The organism is Nonomuraea guangzhouensis, from assembly GCF_019396345.1.
In the GTDB taxonomy this organism is placed as follows: domain Bacteria; phylum Actinomycetota; class Actinomycetes; order Streptosporangiales; family Streptosporangiaceae; genus Nonomuraea; species Nonomuraea guangzhouensis.
On record NZ_JAHKRM010000026.1, the window covers coordinates 167,927 to 189,008 of the forward strand.

16 protein-coding genes and 1 tRNA gene are annotated in these 21,082 nt (G+C 69.8%); 12 read left to right on the plus strand and 5 right to left on the minus strand.

Going from position 1 to position 21,082, the window contains the following annotated elements; translation table 11 throughout:
* Positions 1-37 precede the first annotated feature (37 nt).
* The 7 genes from KME78_RS43715 to KME78_RS43745 all read left to right on the plus strand — a co-directional run bounded on the left by KME78_RS43715 (position 38) and on the right by KME78_RS43745 (position 9,248).
* The gene (locus KME78_RS43715; RefSeq protein WP_308127352.1) at positions 38-721 is read left to right on the plus strand and encodes a response regulator transcription factor; all 684 of its coding nucleotides are present in this window, start codon (positions 38-40) and stop codon (positions 719-721) included.
* Entirely contained in the window at positions 718-3,987 is a 3,270-nt protein-coding gene (locus KME78_RS43720) for a DUF4153 domain-containing protein (RefSeq protein WP_219535588.1), read from the plus strand. Before KME78_RS43715 ends, KME78_RS43720 begins: the two co-directional genes overlap by 4 nt.
* A 127-nt stretch (positions 3,988-4,114) precedes the next feature.
* Positions 4,115-5,704, plus strand: a complete 1,590-nt coding sequence (locus tag KME78_RS43725) for an N-acyl-D-amino-acid deacylase family protein (protein ID WP_219535590.1) — start codon at positions 4,115-4,117, stop codon at positions 5,702-5,704.
* A 32-nt stretch (positions 5,705-5,736) separates the two neighbouring features.
* Complete coding sequence (locus tag KME78_RS43730) at positions 5,737-6,378, plus strand: class IV adenylate cyclase (RefSeq protein ID WP_219535592.1); 642 nt, start codon at positions 5,737-5,739, stop codon at positions 6,376-6,378.
* Between the two features lie 188 nt (positions 6,379-6,566).
* The gene (locus KME78_RS43735; protein WP_308127353.1) at positions 6,567-7,649 is read left to right on the plus strand and encodes an alanine racemase; all 1,083 of its coding nucleotides are present in this window, start codon (positions 6,567-6,569) and stop codon (positions 7,647-7,649) included.
* Positions 7,650-7,658: 9 nt separating this feature from the next.
* Complete coding sequence (locus KME78_RS43740; protein WP_219535595.1) at positions 7,659-8,042, plus strand: RidA family protein; 384 nt, start codon at positions 7,659-7,661, stop codon at positions 8,040-8,042.
* A 9-nt stretch (positions 8,043-8,051) separates the two neighbouring features.
* Positions 8,052-9,248 (plus strand): hypothetical protein, encoded by a 1,197-nt coding sequence (locus tag KME78_RS43745; RefSeq protein WP_219535597.1) that lies wholly within the window; start codon positions 8,052-8,054, stop codon positions 9,246-9,248.
* A 67-nt stretch (positions 9,249-9,315) separates the two neighbouring features.
* Here KME78_RS43745 and KME78_RS43750 read toward each other — a convergent pair whose 3' ends face one another.
* Entirely contained in the window at positions 9,316-9,861 is a 546-nt protein-coding gene (locus KME78_RS43750; RefSeq protein ID WP_219535599.1) for a TetR/AcrR family transcriptional regulator, read from the minus strand.
* Positions 9,862-9,865: 4 nt separating this feature from the next.
* Positions 9,866-10,483, minus strand: coding sequence for a LysE family translocator (locus tag KME78_RS43755; RefSeq protein WP_219535601.1), 618 nt, complete (start codon positions 10,481-10,483; stop codon positions 9,866-9,868).
* 102 nt (positions 10,484-10,585) lie between these two features.
* Here KME78_RS43755 and KME78_RS66650 point away from each other — a divergent pair, with 102 nt between their 5' ends.
* Entirely contained in the window at positions 10,586-13,321 is a 2,736-nt protein-coding gene (locus KME78_RS66650) for an ATP-binding protein (protein ID WP_308127354.1), read from the plus strand.
* Positions 13,322-13,568: 247 nt separating this feature from the next.
* Here the strand turns inward: KME78_RS66650 and KME78_RS43765 are convergent, their stop codons facing one another.
* Positions 13,569-13,955 carry a response regulator transcription factor gene (locus tag KME78_RS43765; protein ID WP_219535611.1) on the minus strand — a complete coding sequence of 129 codons (387 nt, stop codon included), beginning with the start codon at positions 13,953-13,955 and terminating at the stop codon, positions 13,569-13,571.
* Positions 13,956-14,071: 116 nt separating this feature from the next.
* Between KME78_RS43765 and KME78_RS43770 the strand changes: the two genes are divergently transcribed.
* The 3 genes from KME78_RS43770 to KME78_RS43780 all read left to right on the plus strand — a co-directional run bounded on the left by KME78_RS43770 (position 14,072) and on the right by KME78_RS43780 (position 16,186).
* Positions 14,072-14,143: transfer RNA gene (locus KME78_RS43770), tRNA-Arg, on the plus strand.
* Positions 14,144-14,402: 259 nt separating this feature from the next.
* Positions 14,403-15,272 (plus strand): hypothetical protein, encoded by an 870-nt coding sequence (locus KME78_RS43775; protein ID WP_219535613.1) that lies wholly within the window; start codon positions 14,403-14,405, stop codon positions 15,270-15,272.
* A 206-nt stretch (positions 15,273-15,478) separates the two neighbouring features.
* Entirely contained in the window at positions 15,479-16,186 is a 708-nt protein-coding gene (locus KME78_RS43780) for a hypothetical protein (protein WP_219535615.1), read from the plus strand.
* 139 nt (positions 16,187-16,325) lie between these two features.
* Here KME78_RS43780 and KME78_RS43785 read toward each other — a convergent pair whose 3' ends face one another.
* Positions 16,326-18,221, minus strand: coding sequence for a hypothetical protein (locus KME78_RS43785; RefSeq protein ID WP_219535617.1), 1,896 nt, complete (start codon positions 18,219-18,221; stop codon positions 16,326-16,328).
* 211 nt (positions 18,222-18,432) lie between these two features.
* Here KME78_RS43785 and KME78_RS43790 point away from each other — a divergent pair, with 211 nt between their 5' ends.
* Positions 18,433-18,618 (plus strand): hypothetical protein, encoded by a 186-nt coding sequence (locus tag KME78_RS43790; protein ID WP_219535619.1) that lies wholly within the window; start codon positions 18,433-18,435, stop codon positions 18,616-18,618.
* Positions 18,619-18,960: 342 nt separating this feature from the next.
* Here the strand turns inward: KME78_RS43790 and KME78_RS43795 are convergent, their stop codons facing one another.
* The gene (locus KME78_RS43795; protein WP_246653200.1) at positions 18,961-20,169 is read right to left on the minus strand and encodes a pentapeptide repeat-containing protein; all 1,209 of its coding nucleotides are present in this window, start codon (positions 20,167-20,169) and stop codon (positions 18,961-18,963) included.
* Between the last annotated feature and the right edge of the window lie 913 nt (positions 20,170-21,082).

Below are 21,082 nucleotides of genomic sequence, written 5' to 3' on the forward strand. Positions count from 1 at the left end.
AGTGCCGTCTGCACAGTGCCCTTCTAGGCTTTCGTCCGTGGCAGAGCAGCGACGCATCCTCCTGGTCGAGGACGACGAGACCATCGCCTTGGCGGTACGCAACAGGCTGGCGGCCGAGGGTTTCGACGTCCGGGTGGCCGGTGACGGGGAGACGGCCCTGGTCGAGTACGGCAGGGCGGAACCCGATCTGGTGATCCTGGACCGGCTGCTGCCGGGGCTCGACGGGCTGGAGGTGTGCCGCCGGATGCAGCTGGCCCGGCCGGTGCCGGTACTCATGCTGACCGCGCTCGGCGAGGAGACCGACGTACTGGTCGGGCTCGGCGTGGGCGCGGACGACTACCTGGCCAAGCCGTTCAGCATGCGCGAGCTGGTGGCCAGGATCCACGCGCTGCTGCGCAGGGTCGAGCGGGCCGTCCAGCTCGCCTCGGAGGACACCGTGATCAGGGTGGGCGAGGTGGAGATCGACACCGCGGCCCGCCGGGTGTTCGTCCGCGGCGCCGAGGCGCAGCTCACCAGGACCGAGTTCGACCTGCTCCGCCGCCTGGCCGAGCGGCCCGGCCAGGTCTTCGAGCGCGACCGGCTGCTGTCCGATGTCTGGGGCTTCTCCGAGGCCGCCGCGACCCGAACCGTCGACAGCCACGTACGGGCGTTACGCCGCAAGCTCGGCTCCGGCGTCGTGCGTACGGTGCACGGCGTGGGCTATGCCCTGGTGCGCCGATGAAGCAGCCGCTCGACTTCCTCGGCCGGATCAAGGTCAAGCTCGGCCTGGTGATCGTGCTGGCCGTGGGCACCGCCTTCGTGGTGAACGAGGTCGGCATCAACTCCGGCCTCTCCCGGGGCATCAGGATCGCGGTCGCGCTGGTTCTCGCCCTGATCATGGTGCAGGTGCTCGCCATGGGCATGACCAAGCCGCTGCGCCAGATGGCCAGGGCCGCCCAGACCATCGCCAAGGGCCGCTACACGCTGCGGGTCCGCGCCACCTCACGCGACGAGGTCGGGGAGCTGGCCAGGGCGTTCAACGCGATGGCGGCCGACCTCGGCGAGGTCGACCGGCAACGGCGCGAGCTCGTCGCGAACGTCAGCCACGAGCTCCGCACCCCGATCACCGGCCTGCGCGCCGTCCTGGAGAACGTCGTGGACGGCGTCTCCCCGGCCGACCCGGTCACGATGAAGACCGCGCTCGCCCAGACCGAACGGCTCGGCCGGCTCGTCGCGCAGCTGCTCGACCTGTCACGGCTCGACTCGGGCGTACGCCTCATCGAACCCGACGCGGTCGAACTCGCGCCCCTGCTGGAGCAGGCCGTGCGCGAGGCCGCACTGGCGCGCGAGGACGTCCGGCTCGACCCTTCGGTCCCCGTCGACCTCGTCGTCCGCGCCGACCCCGACCTGCTGGCCCAGGTCCTGGCGAACCTGCTCGACAACGCGGTACGCCACAGCCCGCCCGGCGGCGCGGTCACCGTGACGGCCGCTCCCGACGGCGACGGGGTCCGCATCGCCATCACCGACCAGGGGCCGGGGATTCCCGCCTCGGCTCATGGGCGGGTGTTCGAGCGCTTCTCCCGGCTGGACACCGGGCGGACGGCGGACGCCGGGGGTGCCGGGCTGGGGCTGGCGATCGTGAAAGAGATCGTCGAACTGCACGGCGGTTCGATCCGTATCGGCGACTGCGCGGGGTGCCGCATGATCGTCGATTTACCAGGGAGGACGACTATGGCGGACACGCCGTTAGAACCTGAGCCCGAGCAGGCCGTGGGGGCGGGCGAACGGGTGCCCGGTCCTGTTGCGGCGGGTGACGACGCGCTCGACGGGCGGTCGGATCTTGTGGCGTCGGTTGGCGGTGGTGAGATCCTGCCGGAGGTTGCGGCTGCGCACGTTGAGGAGGACGGGGAGGCCTCGCCGTCGGCCCGGCCGGTGACCGCGGCTCAGCCGGACTCCTCGGCGCAGTCGCCGTCGTTGGAGCAGCCGACGCCTTTGGCGGTGTTGCAGGCTTTGGCTCAGCCGGTCGCGGGGGTGCAGCCGGTCGCTGTGGGGCAGCCGGTCTCCTCGGCTCAGCAGGTCGGGCTGGGGCAGCCGACGCCTGCGGGGCAGCCGGTCGCTGCGGCCCCATCCGCCTCTTCGGCGCCGCCGATGCAGGCGGTCACGCAGTCTACGCCGATGGTCGATGGGCGGCGGCTCGCGCGGATGGTCTCGGGGGGAGTCATCGGCCTGCTCCTCGGGTTCCTGGCCGGGCTGTTCGCCGCCGTGTTCGTCAGCGTGGCCGTGGGCAGCGGTATAGCCGCGCTCATCACGCTCGTGCTGGTCACCGCGCTCGTCGGGGGCGTCGGGGTGTCTGTGGGGGCGGGCACCGGGCGGCGACCCGCCGGCGCCTTGCCGTACCAGCCCGCTCAGGGCCGCCCGCCGGGTCAGCTGTACGCAGGGCAGCCGTACCAGGGACCGGCGTTCCAGGGGCAGGGGCAGCCCGGCCCGCAGGTTCACGGCCCGCAGGTTCACGGCCCGCAGTCGCCGCCACCCCCGTACGTCCCGCCGCCGCTGTTCCCACGCCCAGAACTGCCTGAGACGCCGCGCTGGCTGCTGCCGGCGGCGGCGGGGGCCGGTGTGTTCTCGGCCGTGGCGTTGCCGGACGCGCAGGTGGGGCTGGGCGTCGTGCTGGTCGCGATGGTGCTGGGCGCCGCTGCGCTGCCCGCGGTGCTGCGGCGGATCACGCCGTGGACGGTGATGTTCGGCCTGACCGCCTACTGGCTGATCGCGATGGCCGCCGTACGGGACGCCGACTGGCTGGTGGGGATCCTGTTCCTCGCCGGGTGCGGGCTGCTGGCGCTGGCCGTCTCCGGTGCCGGGTTCGGCTGGCTGGGCGTGATCAGGGGCGGCGCGTCGGTGCTGCTCGCGCTGGGGCCGGTGCCGTGGTTCCTGGCCAAGCCGCTGAAGCGGCTGACCGCCAAGCGGCGCATCATGCCCATGCTCACCGCGCTGGGCATCACGGCGGTGTTGTTGCTGGTGTTCGGTCTGCTGTTCGCCTCGGCGGACGCGGTGTTCGCCACCTACCTGGAGCGCCTGACCACGACCCCGGACTGGGCCGAGTCGGTGCCGCTGCGGATCTTCCTGTTCGTGGTCGGAGCCGTGCTGCTCGCCGCCGTGGTGCTGGTCGCGCTGCGGCCCGTGGTGGACCCGGTCGGGCCCGAGGTCAAGTTCGCGGTGACCAGGACCATCTGGCTGGTGCCGCTGACCGCGGTGAACCTGCTGTTCGCGGCGTTCGTGGTGGTCCAGATCACCGCGCTGTTCGGCGGCAACGCCTTGGTGCTGAAGACCGTCGGCCTCACCTACGCCGAGTACGCCAGGCAGGGCTTCTTCCAACTCGTCATCGTCAGCCTGTTCGTGCTGGGCATCGTCGCCGTCGCGGCCGGGCTGCTCCGGACCGAGCGGCGCGAACGCTGGCTGCTGGCCGGACAGCTCGGCGTCCTCTGCGCCCTCACGATGGTCGTGCTGGCCTCCGCGCTGCACCGCATGGACCTCTACACCGACGCGTACGGCCTGTCGCGGCTGCGCCTGTCGGTGCAGGCCACGGTCTGGTGGCTGGGCGCGCTGTTCGCACTGGTCATGCTGGCGGGCGCGGTACGGCTGCTCGGCCGCGGCTCCGGCTGGCTGCCACGTACGATCGTGCTGGTCACCGGGCTCGGGCTGGGCGCGTTCGCGATCGTCAACCCGGATCTCCAGGTGGCCCAGACGCAGCTGGAGATACGCGGCGTGGCCAAGATGGACGCCGACTACCTGGGCGACCTCGGCGCGGAGGCCGTACCGGCCCTGGACCGGCTCCCCGAACCGCAACGCAGCTGCGTACTGGCCGACGTGGTCGCCGCCAACGGCCTGAACCAGGCCGACGCGTGGAACGGCTGGAACCTGGCGAGATCCCAGGCCCGCGAGCTCCTCGCCAAACGACCGGTCGCCAGCCCGCTCACCGGCTGCGACCGCCCGGTAGGCCGAACCGACTGAGGGGTCCGCCGCCTGGCCGAACGTCTGGTCGGTCGCTTGGTCGGCCGGACGTTCGGTAGTTGGTCGCCTCGATGGTGGTCGGCGTTGGTGCGACCGCGGTGCTGCTCGGATCAGGTTTAATCCTTGAGTGGCTTTCGATGTGATCATCAGCGGCGGACGTGTGCTCGACGGGACGGGAGCGCCGCCATACCGGGCCGACGTGGCGGTCACCGGCGACCGGGTCGTGGCGGTGGGCCGCCTCGACGGCGCGGAAGCCGCCTCCGTCATCGACGCGAACGGCCGGTTCGTCGCACCGGGCTTCATCGACTGCCACGCCCACGGCGACGCGGCCATCTTCGACCCCGCCGTGCAACTGGCGGCGCTTCGCCAGGGGGTGACCACGTTCGTGCTGGGCCAGGACGGCGTGTCCTTCGCCCCCGGCTCCGCGGCCACCGTCGCCTACGCCGCCCGCTACTTCGCGGCCGTGAACGGCCCGCTTTCCGCCCGCAGCCGTGCGGGCGGCGCGCCTTCGGACGGGCCGTTCACCGGCGGCGCGCCTTCCGATGGCGCGCTGACGGTCGCCGAGCTGCTCCAGGGCTATGACCGTACGGTCGCGCTCAACGCCGCCTACCTCCTCCCGCACGGCACGATCCGCTACGACGTCATGGGTCCCTCCTCAGACACACCCGCACGTGACGAGCTGGCCCGCATGCTCGCCCACGTCGAACGCGGCCTGTCTGACGGCGCGGTCGGCCTGTCGAGCGGCCTGGAGTACCTGCCGGGCCGTTACGCCTCCGCCGAGGAACTGGCCGCCCTGTGCGCGCCGCTCGCGGGCCTCCCGTACGTCACGCACATGAGGGCATACGGGGCACGAGCCGGAGTCGGCATGTCAGAGGTCGTCGAGATAGCCCAGCGCTCCGGCACCGCCGTGCACGTCTCCCACCTGCACGGACCCGCGGACGTCCTGCTCCCTCTCGTGGAGGAGGCGCTCGCCGTGGGCGTCGACCTGACCTACGACTCCTACCCCTACCTGCGCGGCAACACCATCCTGGCGATGGTCGTACTGCCGCCCGAGGTCCCGGCCGCCGAGCCGGAGCGCGCCATGGAGATGCTGTCCTCCGGAGAGCTCGACGCCTGGTGGCCGGGGCTGGCGCAGACCTGGCCGCGGCTGACCATCTCCCACGCCCCGGGCCTGGAGTGGGCGGAGGGCTTGGGCATGGTCGAGGCGGCCGAGCGGGCGGGCTTGGCGCCGCATGAGTTCTGCCGCCACCTGCTCATCGAGACCCGCCTGGAGGCCGGCTGCGTGACGGCCCGTCCCGACGAGGGGCCGGAGGGGGAGGAGTCGGTACGCCGCATCCTGCGCCACCCCGCGCAGACAGGGGGCTCGGACGGCATCTACGTGGGCGGCCACCCGCATCCACGCGGCTTCGGCGCGTTCGCCCGCTTCCTGGGACGGCACGTACGCGAGCTGGGGGACTGGACGTGGGAGCAGGCCATGGTCCACCTGTCCTCACACCCCGCACGCCGCTTCGGCTTGACGGACCGCGGCCTGCTCCGACGCGGCTTCGCGGCCGACCTGGTGGTGATCGATCCGGCGACGGTGACGGACCTGGCGACGTACGAGGCTCCCCGCACACCGGCGACGGGAGTGAGCGACGTGCTCGTGTCAGGGGTGCCGGTGCTGGCGAACGGCACCCTGACCGGCAAGACTCCGGGACGAGCCCTGCGCCCGAACTAACTTCAGGCTGGTCGCCGGGCGTGAGGAGCAGCATGCCGATAGAGGCCGAGATCAAGGCGCGGGTCCGCCGGCCGGAGGCGGTACGTGCGGCCATGCGCGGACGCGCGGCCGCCGAGGCCCGCGTCTACACCGACGCCTACTACGACGCTCCTGGCCGCCCGCTCACCACCGCCGGCAGCGAGCTACGCATCCGCACTGTGACCACGCCGGCCGCCGGCCTGGGTCAAGACCCCAACCCGCCCACAACGCCCTCCAGCCGGGCGCACAGGGCGGACACCACCACAACGGCCTCAAGCCGCACGATCCTCACCTACAAAGCGCCCAGCGTGCACGAGGCCACCGGCTCGAAGCCGGAATCCGAGACGGAGGTGGCCGATCCCGAGGCGCTGGACGCGATCCTGCGCGGTCTGGGCTACGAGCCGGTCATCTCGTACGAGAAGCACTGCGTGAACTGGAGCTACACCACCTCCGGCCGCCGCCTGCTGGCCACCCTCGTGACGATTCCAGACCTGGACGGAACGTTCCTGGAGATCGAGACCCTGACCGACGACCTCCAGGACCTGCCGGCGGCTTTGGCGGTGGTACGAGCGGAAATGCTCGACTTGGGAATCGACGAACACGACTTCACCACCGAGCTCTACACCGAGGCAGTGGCCCGAAGCCGCACGGGCTGAGCGCTCGACCACGGACGAGGCCAAGAATGCGCACGTCACGGCGCCCAGCCCGCTCCACCGGAGGAGCGTGTCCCTGGACAGGGGCCGGGCACGTGTGGCGGGTGGGGCCCGCCGGGCTTGCCGTACAAGATCGAAAAAATATGATGATGCCCATGAGATAGGGTCAGACGCGGACAAATGGGGGTGTTGTGCAGGGCTTCCAAGAACGCGACAGGTCCGTCTTCGACGGGGCGTCGCTCCCGCTGATGGTTGTGCACCGGGAGGCGTTGGAGCACAACATTGCGACCATGGCCGCCTTCGCGCGGGATCACGGCATGGAGCTGGCGCCGCACGCGAAGACGCACATGTCCGGAGAGATCGCCACCATGCAGCTCGAAGCGGGCGCATGGGCGCTCACCGTGGCGACCCCGAGGCAGGCGATGGCCGCGCGGGAGTTCGGGGCGGCCAGGGTCATGGTGGCCAACCAGGTCGTGGACCCGGTTGGGCTGGAGTGGGCGGCGGCGGAGCTGGCCGCGGACCCGGGCTTCGACTTCCTGTCCTTCGTGGACTCGGTGGCCGGGGTGGACATCCTGGCCCGGCACGCCTCGTCACGGCCGTTCAGCGTGCTGGTCGAGCTCGGGCACGAGGGCGGGCGGGCCGGGTGCCGGACCCTGGAACAGTTGCTCGAGGTGGCCGCCCATGTGCAGCGGACCGATGGGGTGGAGCTGGCCGGGATCGCCGGGTACGAAGGGGCGCTGAAGACCGCTCCGGAAGTCCGGAAATATCTGTATCAGTTGCAGGAAGCGGTCGAGCACCTGCGCGTCAAGAATCCGATCCTGACCGTCGGCGGCAGCCAGTGGTTCGACGTGATCGGGCGCGAGCTCGTCACCACCCAGGCCAGGGTCGTGCTGCGCGCCGGAGCGTACGTCACCCACGACGACGGCTACTACCGCGAGCGCACGCCCTTCAACCGCGTCCCCGGCGAGCTGTGGCCCGCGCTGGAGGTGTGGGCGTACGTGCTGTCCACGCCCGAGCCGGGGCTGGCGATCGTCGGCATGGGCAAGCGCGACGCGCCCTACGACGAGGGCCTGCCCGTCCCCAGGCGCGGTGGCGTCACGATCGTGAAGATGCAGGACCAGCACACGGTGGTCCGCGCCGACGGGCTCAAGCCGGGTGACCTGCTCGCCTTCGGCATCTCGCACCCGTGCACGGCCTTCGACAAGTGGCGGACGCTTCCGCTGGTCGACCGGGACTACCGCCGCGTCGGCACGATCAACACCCGTTTTGGTTAAGGAGCTTTTGTGAAGAAGGAATTGAGGACCACCGAGGGCGCGCCCCCCATCGGCGCGTACTCCCAGGGTCTGGTCGTGGGCGACTTCGTCTACACCTCGGGCGCGGGACCGCTCAACCCGGAGACCGGTGAGATCGTCGGCGGTGACGACGTCGCCGCCCAGACCCACCAGGTCATGCGGAACCTCGGCGCCATTCTCGCCGCCCACGGCCTCGGGTTCGACGACGTGATCAAGGCCACGGTCCATCTGCAGCACCTCAAGCGCGATTTCGCCGCCTACAACGAGGTGTACAAGTCGTACTTCAGCCAGCCGTACCCCGTTCGTACGACCGTCGGCTCGGACCTGATGGACATCCTGGTGGAGATCGACTTCGTCGCGCACAAGAGCGCGTAAGGTCGGTCCGTGGACAGTTCGGTGTACGTTTTCGTCGAAGATCTACGCGGCGAGGGCGTCGAGCGGGTGCTCGACAGGATCAGCGGCTACGGCGTGGCGGGCGTCACCATCGGCGCCGTACACCACGCCTCCCGCGACGTCACCCCGCACGGACTGTCCAGGCTCACGCTCCGCCATGACGGCGCGCACTTCGTCCCGCCGTCGGACCTGTTCTCCGGTTTGCGGCTCAGGCCGACGGCCGGATATCAGAACGCGCTCGACGGCCTTCGCGAAGCCTGTTCGGAGCGAGGGCTGAAGCTCCACGGCTGGACTGTTTTCCTGCGCAATGCGACGCTCGGCACCCAGCATCCGGACGTGACCGTACGCGACTGCTTCGGCGATCGCGGCTCGCTCACCGACCTGTGCCCGGCGCATCCAGATGTGCGGCAGTACGCCGTCGCGCTGTCCAGGGCGGTCGCCCGGCTCGGCGTCGACAGCGTCGTGGCCGAGTCGCTGCACTTCAGGCCGCTCAAGCCGCAGCGTTCTTTCGTACCGCTCGGGCCGATGGACACCTACCTGTTCGGCCTGTGCTTCTGCGACTACTGCATGCGCCGGGCCACCGACCTGGGCGTCAACGCCGAGGTGGCGCGCGAGGAGTGCGCCAGGATCGTGGGCGGGGTGTTCGACGGCGACCCGCCCGCGCAGGGCGAGGTGACCCGGGCCGCGCTGACGGCGTACGCGGGGCCCGAGGTGGTCGCCTACGCCCGCGCCCGGTCGGAGACCGTCACCACGCTGGTCTCCGAGGTGGCGTCCGCGGTGGCGGAAGAGGGCTCCAAGCTGGTGTTCATCGACTCCACCGGCGCGGTCAAGGGCTACACGGACGGTCTGCCGTCGCCAGGCCTGGCCGCGCACGACGCGTGGCAGCTCGGGGTGGATCTGGTGGCGCTCGGGGATCTCGTGCCCGCGTTCGGGGTGCTCGCGTACGCGCGGGACGCCGCTCGGGTGGCCGACGACGTGGGCGCCTACCTGCGGTCGGTGGGTAAGGACCGGGAGGTACGCGCGGTGCTGCGGCCTGGTCACCCCGACAGCGACTCGGCCGATCGGCTGGTCGCGAAGGCTCGGGGGGCGAAGGCCGCGGGGGCGTTGGCGGTGGATTTCTACGCCTATGGGCTGATGCAGTATCCGGTGCTGGACCGCATCCCCGCCGCCCTGGCTGAGGCACTCTGAGGCGTCGCGGGCGGGTGGGCGGCGCGGTGCGCCGCAGGGCGGCGGCGGGGCGGCCGGATTTATCCCGCTAAGTCGCAACCCCACCAAGCACCGCGGAAACCGCCTGATTCGCGAAGTCGTCCGTGAGCGGCAACCCCCGGAACACCGCCCTGACCCACACCGCCCCGGCCAGCAGATCGATCACGAGCATCGGGTCCACCGACCGCTTCAGCTCACCCCGCCGTACCGCCCGCTCGAAGACCTGCCGCTCCCGTGCGAACCGGTCCGCGAAGAACCTCCGCGCGTCCAGTTCGGGATGGCGTACGGCGGCGCCGAGCGCGGCCACCGCGATGTCCCTGGCCGGCGGCTCGGTGAGGAGCCGCCTGATCCCCTCCACGAGCGCCACGAGATCGCCCCGGAGGCTCCCCGTGTCCGGCGGCTCGAACTCCAGCAGGTCCGCCTCCACCAACGCGGCCCCCAGCAGCGCGGCCTTCGACGGCCACCAGCGGTAGATCGTCGTCTTGTTGACGCCGGAACGCTCGGCCACCCCCTCGACGGTCAGACCGTCATAGCCCTTCTCCGCGACCAGCCGCAGCGTCGCGTCGAAGATCTCCTGCTGCTTCCTCGGCGCCATGCGGTCATTTTCTCCCGGCGAACGCCGTGAGCACGCCCAGCCCCAGGTACACCACGCCGCTGAAGTGACGCAGCGCCCTGGCCCGGCTGGCGAGGCGGGCGCCGAGCGCCCCGGCGGTGAACACGTACACCATGTCGGAGATCAGCCCCAGCAGCAGCAGCGTGACGCCGAGCACCACGATCTGGAGCGCCGGCGACCCCGCCGACGGCTGCACGAACTGCGGCAGCAACGACAGGAAGAACAGCGTGACCTTGGGGTTCAGTACGTTCACCACGAGGCCTTCGAGGAACACCTTGCCGAGCGGCTGCGGCGGCGGCGCCTCCGCGCCGGCCTGCTCCTTGCTGGTGAACGCGCGTATCCCCATATAGACGAGATAGCCGACCCCCGCCCACTTGACGATCGCGAACAGCGTCGCGGACTTGGTGATCAGGTACGAGAGCCCGGCCGCGGCGGCCGCGATGTGCACCAGCGTTCCGGTCTCGACGCCGAACGCGCTGGCCAGCCCGGCTGCGCGGCCCTGAGCGAGGCCCCTGGCGGTGATGTAGAGGTGGTTGGGACCCGGAATGAGCACCAGCGCGAGCGACGCGCCCACGAAGAGCACGTACGTAGACCAAGGGATCATGAAATATCAGCGTAAGGCGGCGTTGGTACGCCGTTAAGGGCCAATCAGGTACGCCGTTTCTGGGCCAATCGGATGTCGGCCGGGCGTGGCATAGTTGCTGCCGTGAAGGGTCTCCTGGTCGGGCGCGCTGCTGAGCTGGCGAGACTCGCCCGCGTGCTCGAATCCGCCGCCGACGGCACCGCCGAGGTGGCGCTCGTCGGCGGTGACGCCGGCATCGGCAAGACCCGGCTGGTCACCGAGTTGGTCGCCGAGGCCCGCTCCCGTGGCTTCAACGTGCTGGTCGGGCAGTGCGCCGAGCTCGGCGACACACTGCCGTACCTCCCGCTCGCCGACGCCCTGCGCGGTGCCGAGCCGGCCGTGCGTGACGCGGCCGCCGCCCACCCCCTGCTCGGCCAGCTGCTGCCGGGAGTGGAGAGCGCGCCTCCGGCGGGGCTCACGCAGCAGCGGCTGTTCGGCTCGCTGCTGGGGCTGCTGGCGGAGGTGCAGCCGGTGGTGTTCGTGATCGAGGACCTGCACTGGGCCGACCGCTCGACCCGTGACCTGCTGGTGTTCCTGAGTCGCATGGTGCAGACCGAGCGCGTGTGCGTCGTCGGCACCTACCGCACCGACGACCTCCATCGCCGCCATCCCCTGCGTCCGGTGCTGGCCGAGCTGAAGCGCCTGCCCAGCGTCACCCACCTGGAGCTGGGCCCCCTCGACTCCGGCGAAATGTCCGACTATGTCACGACCATGGGTGATCTGGACGCCCAGGAGCTTGGCGTGATCATCGCGCGGGCGGGCGGTAACCCGTTCTATGCCGAGGAGCTGTTCGCCGCCGTGGCCGAGGGCGACAGCCTGCCCGACGGGCTGGCCAGCCTGCTGATGTCCCGGGTCGAGGTGCTGTCCGAGCCCGGCCAGCGCGTGCTGCGCGCCGCCGCGGTCGCCGGGCGCCGCGTCGAGGACCAACTGCTGCGCGAGGTCTCCGAGCTCCCGCTGGCCGACTTCGAGGAGGCCGTACGCGAGATCGTCTCGCGCGGCCTGCTCCGCGTCGACGGCTACGGTTACGCGTTCCGGCACGCTCTGCTGCAGGAAGCCGTCTACACCGACCTGCTGCCCGGAGAGCGCACCAGGCTGCACGCCGACTTCGCGCGGCTGCTCACCTCGCCCGCGGAGCTCGCCCACCACCACCTGGCGGGCCATGATCTCGCGGGAGCCCTGGCCGCCTCGGCGGAGGCCGGCAGGGTGGCCGAGCGCCTCGGCGCGCCCGCCGAAGCCCACAGCCACTACGACCGGGCGCTGAGCCTGTGGGATCGAGTCCCCGGCGCCGCCGAGCTCGCCGGTGAGAGCCGGGCCGCGCTGGCCTTCCGCAGCGCGGTCATGGCGGCCGACAGCGGCGACAACCACCGTGCCGTCCAGCAGCTCCGCGCCCTGCCCTTGACCTCCGAGGTCAGCGAGCGGCTCGCCTACTACCTGACTGAGCTCGACGACCAGGATGCCGCCCTCGCCGCCGCCGAACACGCCGTCGAAGCCGCCGCCGACCAGGCCACCCTCGCCCGAGCCCTGGCTACCTACGCCCGTACGATCACCTGGACCGCCCGCCACACCGACGCCCAGGACCTCGCCCGCCGCGCCATCGAGACGGCCAGAGCCGCCGGCGCCCGCGACGCCGAAGTAGGCGCCCTGCTCATCCTGGCCATACACGCCGAGCACGAGGGTGACATAGCCAGAGCCCTCTCGCTCGCGCAGACAGCCACCACCGAAGACACCGGCGACCTGGCCATGAACCTGCGCGCCCGCTTCCACCATGGCCGTCTCCTCTACGAGCAGGGCCTGCTCGCCGAGGCGGCCGAGGTCGCCGACGAAGGCATCCAACTCGCTGTCGAGACCGGCCTCAACTGGAGCACCTACGGCACCGACCTGCGCTTCCTCCGCTTCCTGATCCACTACGTGGCCGGCGAGTGGGACCAGGCCGAGGCCATGGCCGCCGGCTTCGGCGCCCGCGTCGGCACGCGGCCGGAGGCGGTCCTGTCGTCGTTCGCCCTGTTCGTCGAGGTGGCCCGCGGTCTGCCCGCCGTCGAAGCGCGCCTCAACTGGCTGCGCCCGTTCTGGTCCGACCTGCTCGTCGCCTACATGTCCCGCGGGGTCGCGGCCGAGCACGCCCTCTGGCAGGGCGAGCCCGCCATAGCCCTCGAACACGTAGAGGCCGCCCTGGCCACCTGCGAACCCGGCGACCCGGGCATCCTGCGCCTCGCCACCATCGCCCTGTGGGCACTCGCCGACCTCGGCCAGGTGGAAGGCGCCGACGACCTCCTGGCCCGCGTCCGCTTCGCCGTAGAAACCGGCCCGGTGGGCCAACGCGGCCAGATGGGCCCGGAAGGCCAGGCCTGGGCCCTGCGCGCGGAGGCCGAATGGCATCGCGTACACGGCCGGCTCGACGTGGACCTGTGGCGGCGGGTGGTGGCGGCGTTCGACTACGGCTTCGTCTACGAGGCGGCCCGCGCCCGCTGGCGCCTGGCGGAGGCTCTCCTGGCGGCGGGAGACCGGCCAGGAGCCCAGTCCGAGTGGGAGCAGGCCCGCGAGACGGCCGGAAAGCTACGTGCGGCCCCGCTGGACAACGCCCTGAGCGACTTCGGCCGCCGAGCTCGCTTCACCGGCGGACAGGGGGACGGGAGCCTGACGGCGCGGGAGATCGAGGTGCTCCGGCTGGTGGCGGAGGGCCTGACCAACCGGGAGATCGCGGAGCGGCTCTTCATCGCCCAGAAGACGGTCAGCGTGCACGTGTCCAACATCCTGGGAAAGCTGGAGGTCTCTACCCGCACCCAGGCGGCAGCGGCAGCCCGGACCCGCGCACTGCTCTGACAAGCGTGGGCCTCCCAGGGGGTCGGGCTGTGTTTCCCAAGGGGCTCGCGCCCCCTTCGACCCCCCGAAAGGCGTGGTCCTCGCTTCGCTCGGGCGCTTTATTTCAGGGCTTCGCCTCTGGGCGAAGGGCTTTCCAGCCCCTCGCGCTCCCCGGCGTCGACCGATTCACCCTCGTCTCTGATGGACGGCCGCTGAACAACCGATCGCGGACGTTGAACCCGTCAGGCCCTGGCGCTCGACGAACCCGTCAGGCCCTGGGGCTCGACGCGAGATCACGTACCACCTCAATGAGCTCCGCCGGATCAAACGGCTTGGTGAGGTAGGCGTCAACGCCGATGCCACGTCCGCGCCGCTTGTCATCATCCTGCGCCCTAGCAGTGATCAACACGACCTTGATGTGACTGGTCGCCTCCTCGGTACGCAGCTTCTGCGCCGTCACCCAGCCGTCAAGCAACGGCATCATCACGTCAAGCGTGATGACATCGGGCATGACGTCGAGCACACGGTCCAAACAGTCCTGCCCATCGGTGGCGGTGGCGACCTCGAAGCCTTCCAGGCTCAAGTTCACCGCGATCAACTGACGGATGACCTCGTCATCGTCCACGACCAATACCCTGCCAAGAACCTCGCCCACGGCCGCAAAGCTACCCGTAGTGGCGCGGTCACGTGCGGTTTTCCTTGGATGTGTGGCTGGACCTTTATCGTGGTGCGGAGTGGTGGCCTGATGCTGGTAGCCTTATCACTCGTTGAGCCCCCTTAGCTCAGGGGATAGAGCACCGGCCTCCGGAGCCGGGTGCGTAGGTTCGAATCCTACAGGGGGCACTCTTCGCCAGCCAGGTCAGACGTCGTCTGACCTGGCTTTTCGCGTGATCGCTGCGACGCGCGGCTTTGCCATCCCGCGACACGATGTGACGCCGGATGACGGTCTCGGCGGGCAGGACGCGGGCAAAGATCATCTCGCTCCATCACCGCAGCGGCGCGGGAACGGAGGTGCACCGCCAGGCCGGGACATCCGCCGGAGAGGATCCTGCGTTCCACGCATGCGGTTAGGGGCCCTCCACGGTCCGCAGCGGGATCCGGCATGAGCGCCGCGATGGCGGCCCACGAGGCCGCAGATCCGGTTGCGGGCATCCAAGACGATGCCCTGCCTCCTGACAGGCCCGTGTCGGCCCGCGGCGGATATGTCCAGGTGCCATCGGCCTTGCTGCGTTCGCCACTGTACGGCGCTCTGTCGGTGGCCGCGTGGGCGATGTACGAGACGCTGATGCCCCGCGGCCTGGACGGTGGCCGGGCTCCGGCGCGTGCGCGGCGCTGCTGGGTGGCCGATGCGCTTGGCGTGAGTGAGAAGACCTTGGATGGTGCCCGCCGCGAGTTGCTGGCCGACGTCGCGGGCGGTCCGTGGCTGGCTCGCTCCAGTCCGCTCGGTGCCAAGCGTGCGGTCCGGCACGCGGCGCTGCGCCTGCCCCGCGACACCGGCGACTCCTACGTCAAGGTGCCCGCCTGGACGCTGGACCTGCTATCTGCCTCCTGCGAGGCGGGCCGGCGGATCTCGCCGAGCGCCTGGCGGCTGTACGCGCTACTGCTGGTCAACCGAGGCAGGGCCGACCAGCCGCTGGAGACCTCTGTCGGCTACCTGGGCGGCCTGACACCGGCCGCCGCAGGCTACGGGAACTCGAACGCGCCGGTCTGGCCGAGGTCACCGCGCGCCGCGGCGGCCGCCTGCTGGTGCGCCCCGTGCTGGACCCGAACGAGGCCGCAGAAACCGCCGACACCTACGCCACACAAGGCCGTCGACACACCACCAGCCCCTCGCACCCCAGAGCATTCACCCCTGGCAAAACCGGGCAGTCACCCCTGGCAGATCCGGGCACTCCACAGAAGGCACCTGATCATAAGACACCTGGGCTGGAGGCATCTTTGCCTCCCGCCGCAGGCGACGTACAGGTGGTAGACGATGATCCGCCCGACACTGGAAGATCATTTTTGCCGGTACGCGCGGCGGCTCGGGCCCCATCATCACCGACGACGTCGTCCACGCCGCACGCAGTACCCTCGTCATCGGCACCGCATAACCCTGAAAACCCCGCCACCCTCAGCCAACTCACACACCACTCTGGACCGGGGATAACTCGACCGCCCGACCAAGGACTTCAGCCCATGGGCAACCCACTCTTCGAGGCCACGCAGACCATCACCTCCTTGGCGCCTGGCCAGCGGCCCGTACCCATTCGGACCCCACTTGTCCGCGACGAGTGCACATGGTTCCTCCAGGCCATCGGCCAAGGAATCATCACTTTCCGGGAATGTCCATCAGACTGCCCTCGCCGCAGAAAGTGGGGCGAGACAGGACCTGACCATTTCGACACCCCGGCAGGAAAGCCACGCCATCTGTTCTCCAAGCCCACAGGGGAGACCGCCTGGCTCAACCGCGAATACATCCCGCACATCGCCGCCTACACGCTGGCCATCGAACGCTACGGATACACCAAGGCCGCTAGCTCCTTCTCCCGGTACCGGACCTACTCCAGAGACCTGATCTCAAAGAAGCAGGGCGGAAGCTACGAGACCGATGCCGAGTTCTACAACAGCTCGGGCGAAGTCCACCTTCAGATCGAAGCCAAGGCGAGCGCCGAACAGACCGCGCGCCTAGCAGGGCAGATCGACAGGCACGGCAAGCTGACGAACCTGCCGCACACGGCGGCTAAAGAGATCGAGTACGTCCTTGATCTCTCGCCCTCTTACCTGTGGATTGCCGGACCCGGGAGCATAGATCCTCCGCGCTACGTGTACGCGGTCACGGTTGTGAACGACACCAACGCCGTCTTCAGCCCGCTCACAGATCTGCCCGCACCACCTACGTCATGACCGCAGACACCAGAGCGCCACACATAGCCCTGAAACTCGCGCCACTCACCGCTGAAAATCACAGGTCTGTGGCCGCGTTTTCAAGATCTTCAAAAAACGATCGTTATTTTGAATACTCCGAACTTCCCTGCCGAGGACCTCACCACGGGGCCGCCACTTGGCTATCCGCCTCCAAGCCGAACCGCAGTAGATCAGACCATCGACCATCCACGTCTAGTCGCACGCGATTCTCGGCCAGGTTTTGTAGTGCGGTGGTGTCGCCGGTGTCGGCGGCGGCGTGGGCCAGCTGCTCGGCCTCCTGCGGGTCCCCGGCTCGCTCGCGTATCGAGGCCAGTTCCCGTAGCGCGGCGGTGTCGCCGGCGTCGGCGGCGGCGCGATACACCCGCTCGGCCCCCTCCAGGTCCCCGGCCCGCTCTCGCATCGAGGCCAGGATGCGCAGCGCGGCGGTGTCGCCAGCATCGGCGGGACGCCGCCAGAGGTTGAAGGCGTGGCGGTAGCGACCCCGGGCATAGGCGGCGCGGGCAAGAGCGGCGTGGTCGGTGGGAGTGGCAGCATGCCACGTGGCGGCATCCCAAAACTCGGACGGTGGGCACATCAGGCGGCGGGTGCGGGCGCCGTGTTGTTCCAGGTAGTCCGCCAGCCGGTAGGACGGTTCTTCGCCCTCCGGCCGGGTGTTGCCGGCGCCGGAGCGGTGCCGAATTCGAGTCAAGGGGGGCAGGGCTCCCCGGCAGGGCCGAGGGTCGGTCAGGTAGGCAAAGGCCTGTTCCAACCAGTCATCGCCCAGCAGGTCCCACTGGTCCTCGCTCAGGTATCCGATGGCGGCCTGCTCCAGCAGCAATCGGGGCAGCGCCACCCGGTGGCCGAGCCGTCGGGCGTCCATGGCGGCGTGCAGCACGGCCCGGGCTTCGGCGGTGGCGTTCTGGTAGCGCTCGATCAGTGCCGGGCCGCCGGCCAGGTACTGGGTCAACGCCCCGGCGCGGGCTTGCCGCAGTGCTTCAGCCCATCGGGGGTCCCTGCCCGCGCCGGCCATGCGGGCGATCGTTTCCAGTTCCGGGCCGGTGAAGGCCTCCGGGACCCGTAGCTCGGCACCTTTGAGTAACTCCCGGGCCTGGGCGTACGGATCCGGCTGGCCGGGGTCCGGGACAGCCGACAGGATCGCGGCGTACTCGGGCCACAGGGTGCCCACCACCAGGACCGGCCCTCGCTCGGGGGAGCGGAGCAGGTCGCGCAGCCCGGCAGCTACCTGCTCACCGGTGTCATCGGCGGTGAGCAGATAGTGCTGGGTCTCATTCAGCCAGATCACCGTGTGCGGGCCGACCTGCCGCAGGTCGGCGAGGGCGGCCTGAGGGCGGCCCGGGTCGATCGGATGCCACAACCGCCACGGCTCCTGAAGCCCGCGCACCGCCTCCCACAGGGCGCGGGTCTTCCCGGTAGAGGACCCGCCGACCAACACCACGACCCGGCTTGCCACGCCCCGGGCCGCAGCTACGATTCCGGCGAGCACCTCATCGTGCGCTCGAGGCAGGTAGGCGGGCAGCACGCCGAGCCCGGCGGCTGCGGCGCCGGCGTCGATCGCCGGATGCACCTCCAGCGCGATCGGGTCCACCTGTGCCAGCGGCCGTCCCAGCCGCTGCGCCTCAGCCGCCGCGTGACCGGGCAGCGGACCCTCACCGCTGAAGGGTGCGCGGGTGCGGGGCCGGCCGCCACGACCGGCGCGCCGTGCGCGCTGCGCTCGCGCGCGCTGCGCTTCCCACCAGGGCAGCAGCCGCGCCGGGTGCCCGTTCCGGGCGGCTTTGCCCTGCAGATAGGACACCAGAAACGCCACGATGCGGGGCGAGGAGGGCACGCTCACCCCGGCCAGCCAGTCACTGAGCGAGGAATCGGTGACCTTCATCGGCGGCCGTTGCGCGGCGGCTTGACGGATCAGTTCGGCGTAGGTGGGGCTGCCGGCGTGTTCGTACAGTTCGGCCAGCGCTCGAGAGAACACTGGCTCGCCGTCTTCGCCCGGTTCAGAGGCGAGGGGTCGCTGCGGCACCGGCGGCTCCTGCAACACGCGATCGTTCGAAAGTTTCCGGCGAATGCTCCGGACCGGAGCTCTGCCGGAACATTGCGTCCCCCGACACCGGCCAGCCTAGAAGCTTGCCGCCGTCCAGCGGGCCGATCGCCGGAAACCCGGCCGGATGGGTGCGATTGCTCCCACATGCCCCGGCCGACCAGCAGGGGCCTAAGCCGCAGGAGTAGCGCACATGGACATCCTCACCGGTCTGCAGTACGGGGCGATGGCGGCGGGAGGCGGCGGGCTGCTGTATGGGATGACCATCACCACCCTGGCCGCCATCTCCGTCTTCGCCCGCAGCGCCACCCGCCGCCGCGACGCTCGCACCACCCTCGCCCTGCTGCTACGCCGCCACGCCGACCACGATGCCTCGTAACCATGAGCACCTTCGGAACAGCTGTTCTCGTGGATTGACGTCATCACCGCGTCTGCCGGGTGGTCTGCGCGGTGAGGTGAGGCCCTCATGGTCGCGCCGCAGCGCAGCCACGCGGGCGCGCAGACAGCCGATCTGCTCCCCCAGGTGCTCACGACTTGCCTCATGCTCCGCCGTGAGCTGCCGCAGCCGGGATTGATCCCACGGTACTCATGCCATTCGCCCCGCGTCTTTGACGCGCCCGCCCTCGCCCTCTCTAAGCACGTGGGCGAGTCAGCCGCGGCGCTGGTCGTCGGTGAGCACGTCCAGGCGGTCGGCGATCTGTGTCCAGGTGACGTCGGTGAATCAATCAAAGATCGTCGACGTGGAGATTTTCGCCTGCTCTTTGATCTGCGAAGAAGTTTTCCCCGTTACGCCGGTCAGGTCCGCGCCGGTCAGGTCCGCGCCGGTCAGGTCCGCGCCGGTCAGGTCCGCGCCGGAAAGGTCCGCATCAGTCAGGATCGTGCCGGACAGGTCCGTGCTGGACAGGTTCGCGTGGGACAGAATCGTGCCGGAAAGGTCCGTGTCAGACAGGTTCGCGCCGGACAGGTTCGCGCCGGACAGATATGTGCGGCCGAAAAGACCCATGCTGCGCAGGTGCGCAGTGGTCAGGCCCGCTTCGCGCAAGTCCGCCTCGCGCAAGTCCGCGCCGATCAGATACGCCCCAGTCAGGTTCGCGTCACGTAGGTCTGCCTTGAACAGGGTCGCACCTCGCATGTCCGCCTCGAAGAGGGTCACGCCGGACAGATTCGCGTCACGCAGGTCCGCGCGGGACAGGTTTGCTTCGGCCAGGTTTAACCCATGCAAGTCAGCTTTTGCGAGGTTGAAAGTGTAGGACTGCTCGGGTGGTCCCAAGCTCTTGACGGGCGGGTCCAATCGGCTGATCACGTTCAGAGCGGCGGCCACATCCACCATGGCCTGCCCTTCAATGCGCTCAGACTTGCTAGGTTGAGCGTGTACGCGTACGTAGGCGATGAGGATCGCGATGATGGTGTTCTTGTCGCGGGCTGAGTCCAGAGTGAGACGTTGAAGTGCGTAGATGCCCCCGAGCCGGACGTCGATCTTCGAGGATCCGAGCTGCTCTACCGCTTTGGTGTATCGGTCGGTGACTTGACCTTCACGAGTCGCATCCAGGGTACGGGTGGACACGTCCAGGGTTCGGGCCGTGTAGACGAGGCCAGCGCCGGTGAAAACCAGGCCGCCGACCACTACGAGTCCGGTCGCCGCCTGTAGCAACGTGGCCCGTGCGCTGTTGACCGCGTCGATGCGGTCTTTCACGGTGATCCCTTCGCGGTCACGGGCGCTCAACGGACCTCGCTCGCCCGCCATGTGCCGCGCGACTGGCCCGAGCAGTATCGCCATGACAAGAACACTCACCACGAGGACGGTCACCGTGGTGAGTGTCCACCGCAGCCAGTCCGGCCCACGGGCGCCAAGCGCCATCCACACCGCGCCGCCCCCAAGGCCTGTGGCCACTAACCCGCCCGCCAGCCACCATCGAGCAATCTGCTGCATGCCGTCATTGGAACCCGGCCGACGCCGCACGGATAGCGCTCTTGCCGCCTTGAGCTCAGAGCGTGACACGATGCTGCTTCACCTTCCACATGCGCGTCACACTGCGCACCGCCTTTTGAGCTCGACGCTCAACAATGTTGAGCGACAGGAGAATGTCGCGGGCCGCGACACTAAACGTCAGTAGCAGAGTGTGATCAGGCAGGTGGATGGAGAGTCTCGATGAACAGCGGCACCGAGGGCATCACCCTGGCTGACTGGGCAGCCAAGGTGGACCGCTCGGAGAAGTACGTCCGTAACTTCTGGCGGCTCTAGAGCGGCTTTCCCGCTCCAATGGGGCGACGGCCGCCCCCGCATACCACCGACCCGGACCCCGAGCTGTACGACGAGGCCGCCCTGGAGGTCTGGCGCGTCCGGGTGCTCGCGCAGCCAACGCCGTATCCGATGCCGACCCAGGCCAATTAGATGCGCACCCTGGGCGGGATCGCCCGGCTGCTGGGCGTGGACGGCAAGACGGTCACCCAGTACCGGGCCGCTATCGAGGCCCGCGTTCACGACCGTGAACAGCGGGGCAGCCGGACTCCGTACCGGGTGAGCCAGGTAGTCGACGCGATCAATAAGATTCGCCGCGGCCGGGGGTTGCGGCCGATCCGGAACAGGACCGCCGACGAAGATCGTCTGGCCGACCAGTGCCATGACGTATTCCACTGTGACGTGTTCGCAAATGAGCGATGTCATGGGAATAGGAAGAGTGACAATGTCAATTCCGATAGTTATCCGTCGGCTCGCCGCCGCACCTCGTCAAGAACGGCGCGCGTGACGTCGTGGCCATGACTGTCTCTGGCGGCCTCAAAGAGGCCTCGGTGAAGGCCGGGGTGGGCTCGCCCTCGGGGCATCGCCTCGAGGATCCGGTGTG

What these genes read in the sequence shown, in the direction of transcription:
- KME78_RS43720 (WP_219535588.1), top strand. Translation starts at nt 718, where the DNA reads ATGAAGCAGCCGCTCGACTTCCTCGGCCGGATCAAGGTCAAGCTCGGC.
- KME78_RS43730 (WP_219535592.1), top strand. Translation starts at nt 5,737, where the DNA reads ATGCCGATAGAGGCCGAGATCAAGGCGCGGGTCCGCCGGCCGGAGGCG.
- KME78_RS43750 (WP_219535599.1), bottom strand. Translation starts at nt 9,861, where the DNA reads ATGGCGCCGAGGAAGCAGCAGGAGATCTTCGACGCGACGCTGCGGCTG.
- KME78_RS43755 (WP_219535601.1), bottom strand. Translation starts at nt 10,483, where the DNA reads ATGATCCCTTGGTCTACGTACGTGCTCTTCGTGGGCGCGTCGCTCGCG.
- KME78_RS43775 (WP_219535613.1), top strand. Translation starts at nt 14,403, where the DNA reads ATGAGCGCCGCGATGGCGGCCCACGAGGCCGCAGATCCGGTTGCGGGC.
- KME78_RS43780 (WP_219535615.1), top strand. Translation starts at nt 15,479, where the DNA reads ATGGGCAACCCACTCTTCGAGGCCACGCAGACCATCACCTCCTTGGCG.
- KME78_RS43790 (WP_219535619.1), top strand. Translation starts at nt 18,433, where the DNA reads ATGGACATCCTCACCGGTCTGCAGTACGGGGCGATGGCGGCGGGAGGC.
- KME78_RS43795 (WP_246653200.1), bottom strand. Translation starts at nt 20,169, where the DNA reads ATGCAGCAGATTGCTCGATGGTGGCTGGCGGGCGGGTTAGTGGCCACA.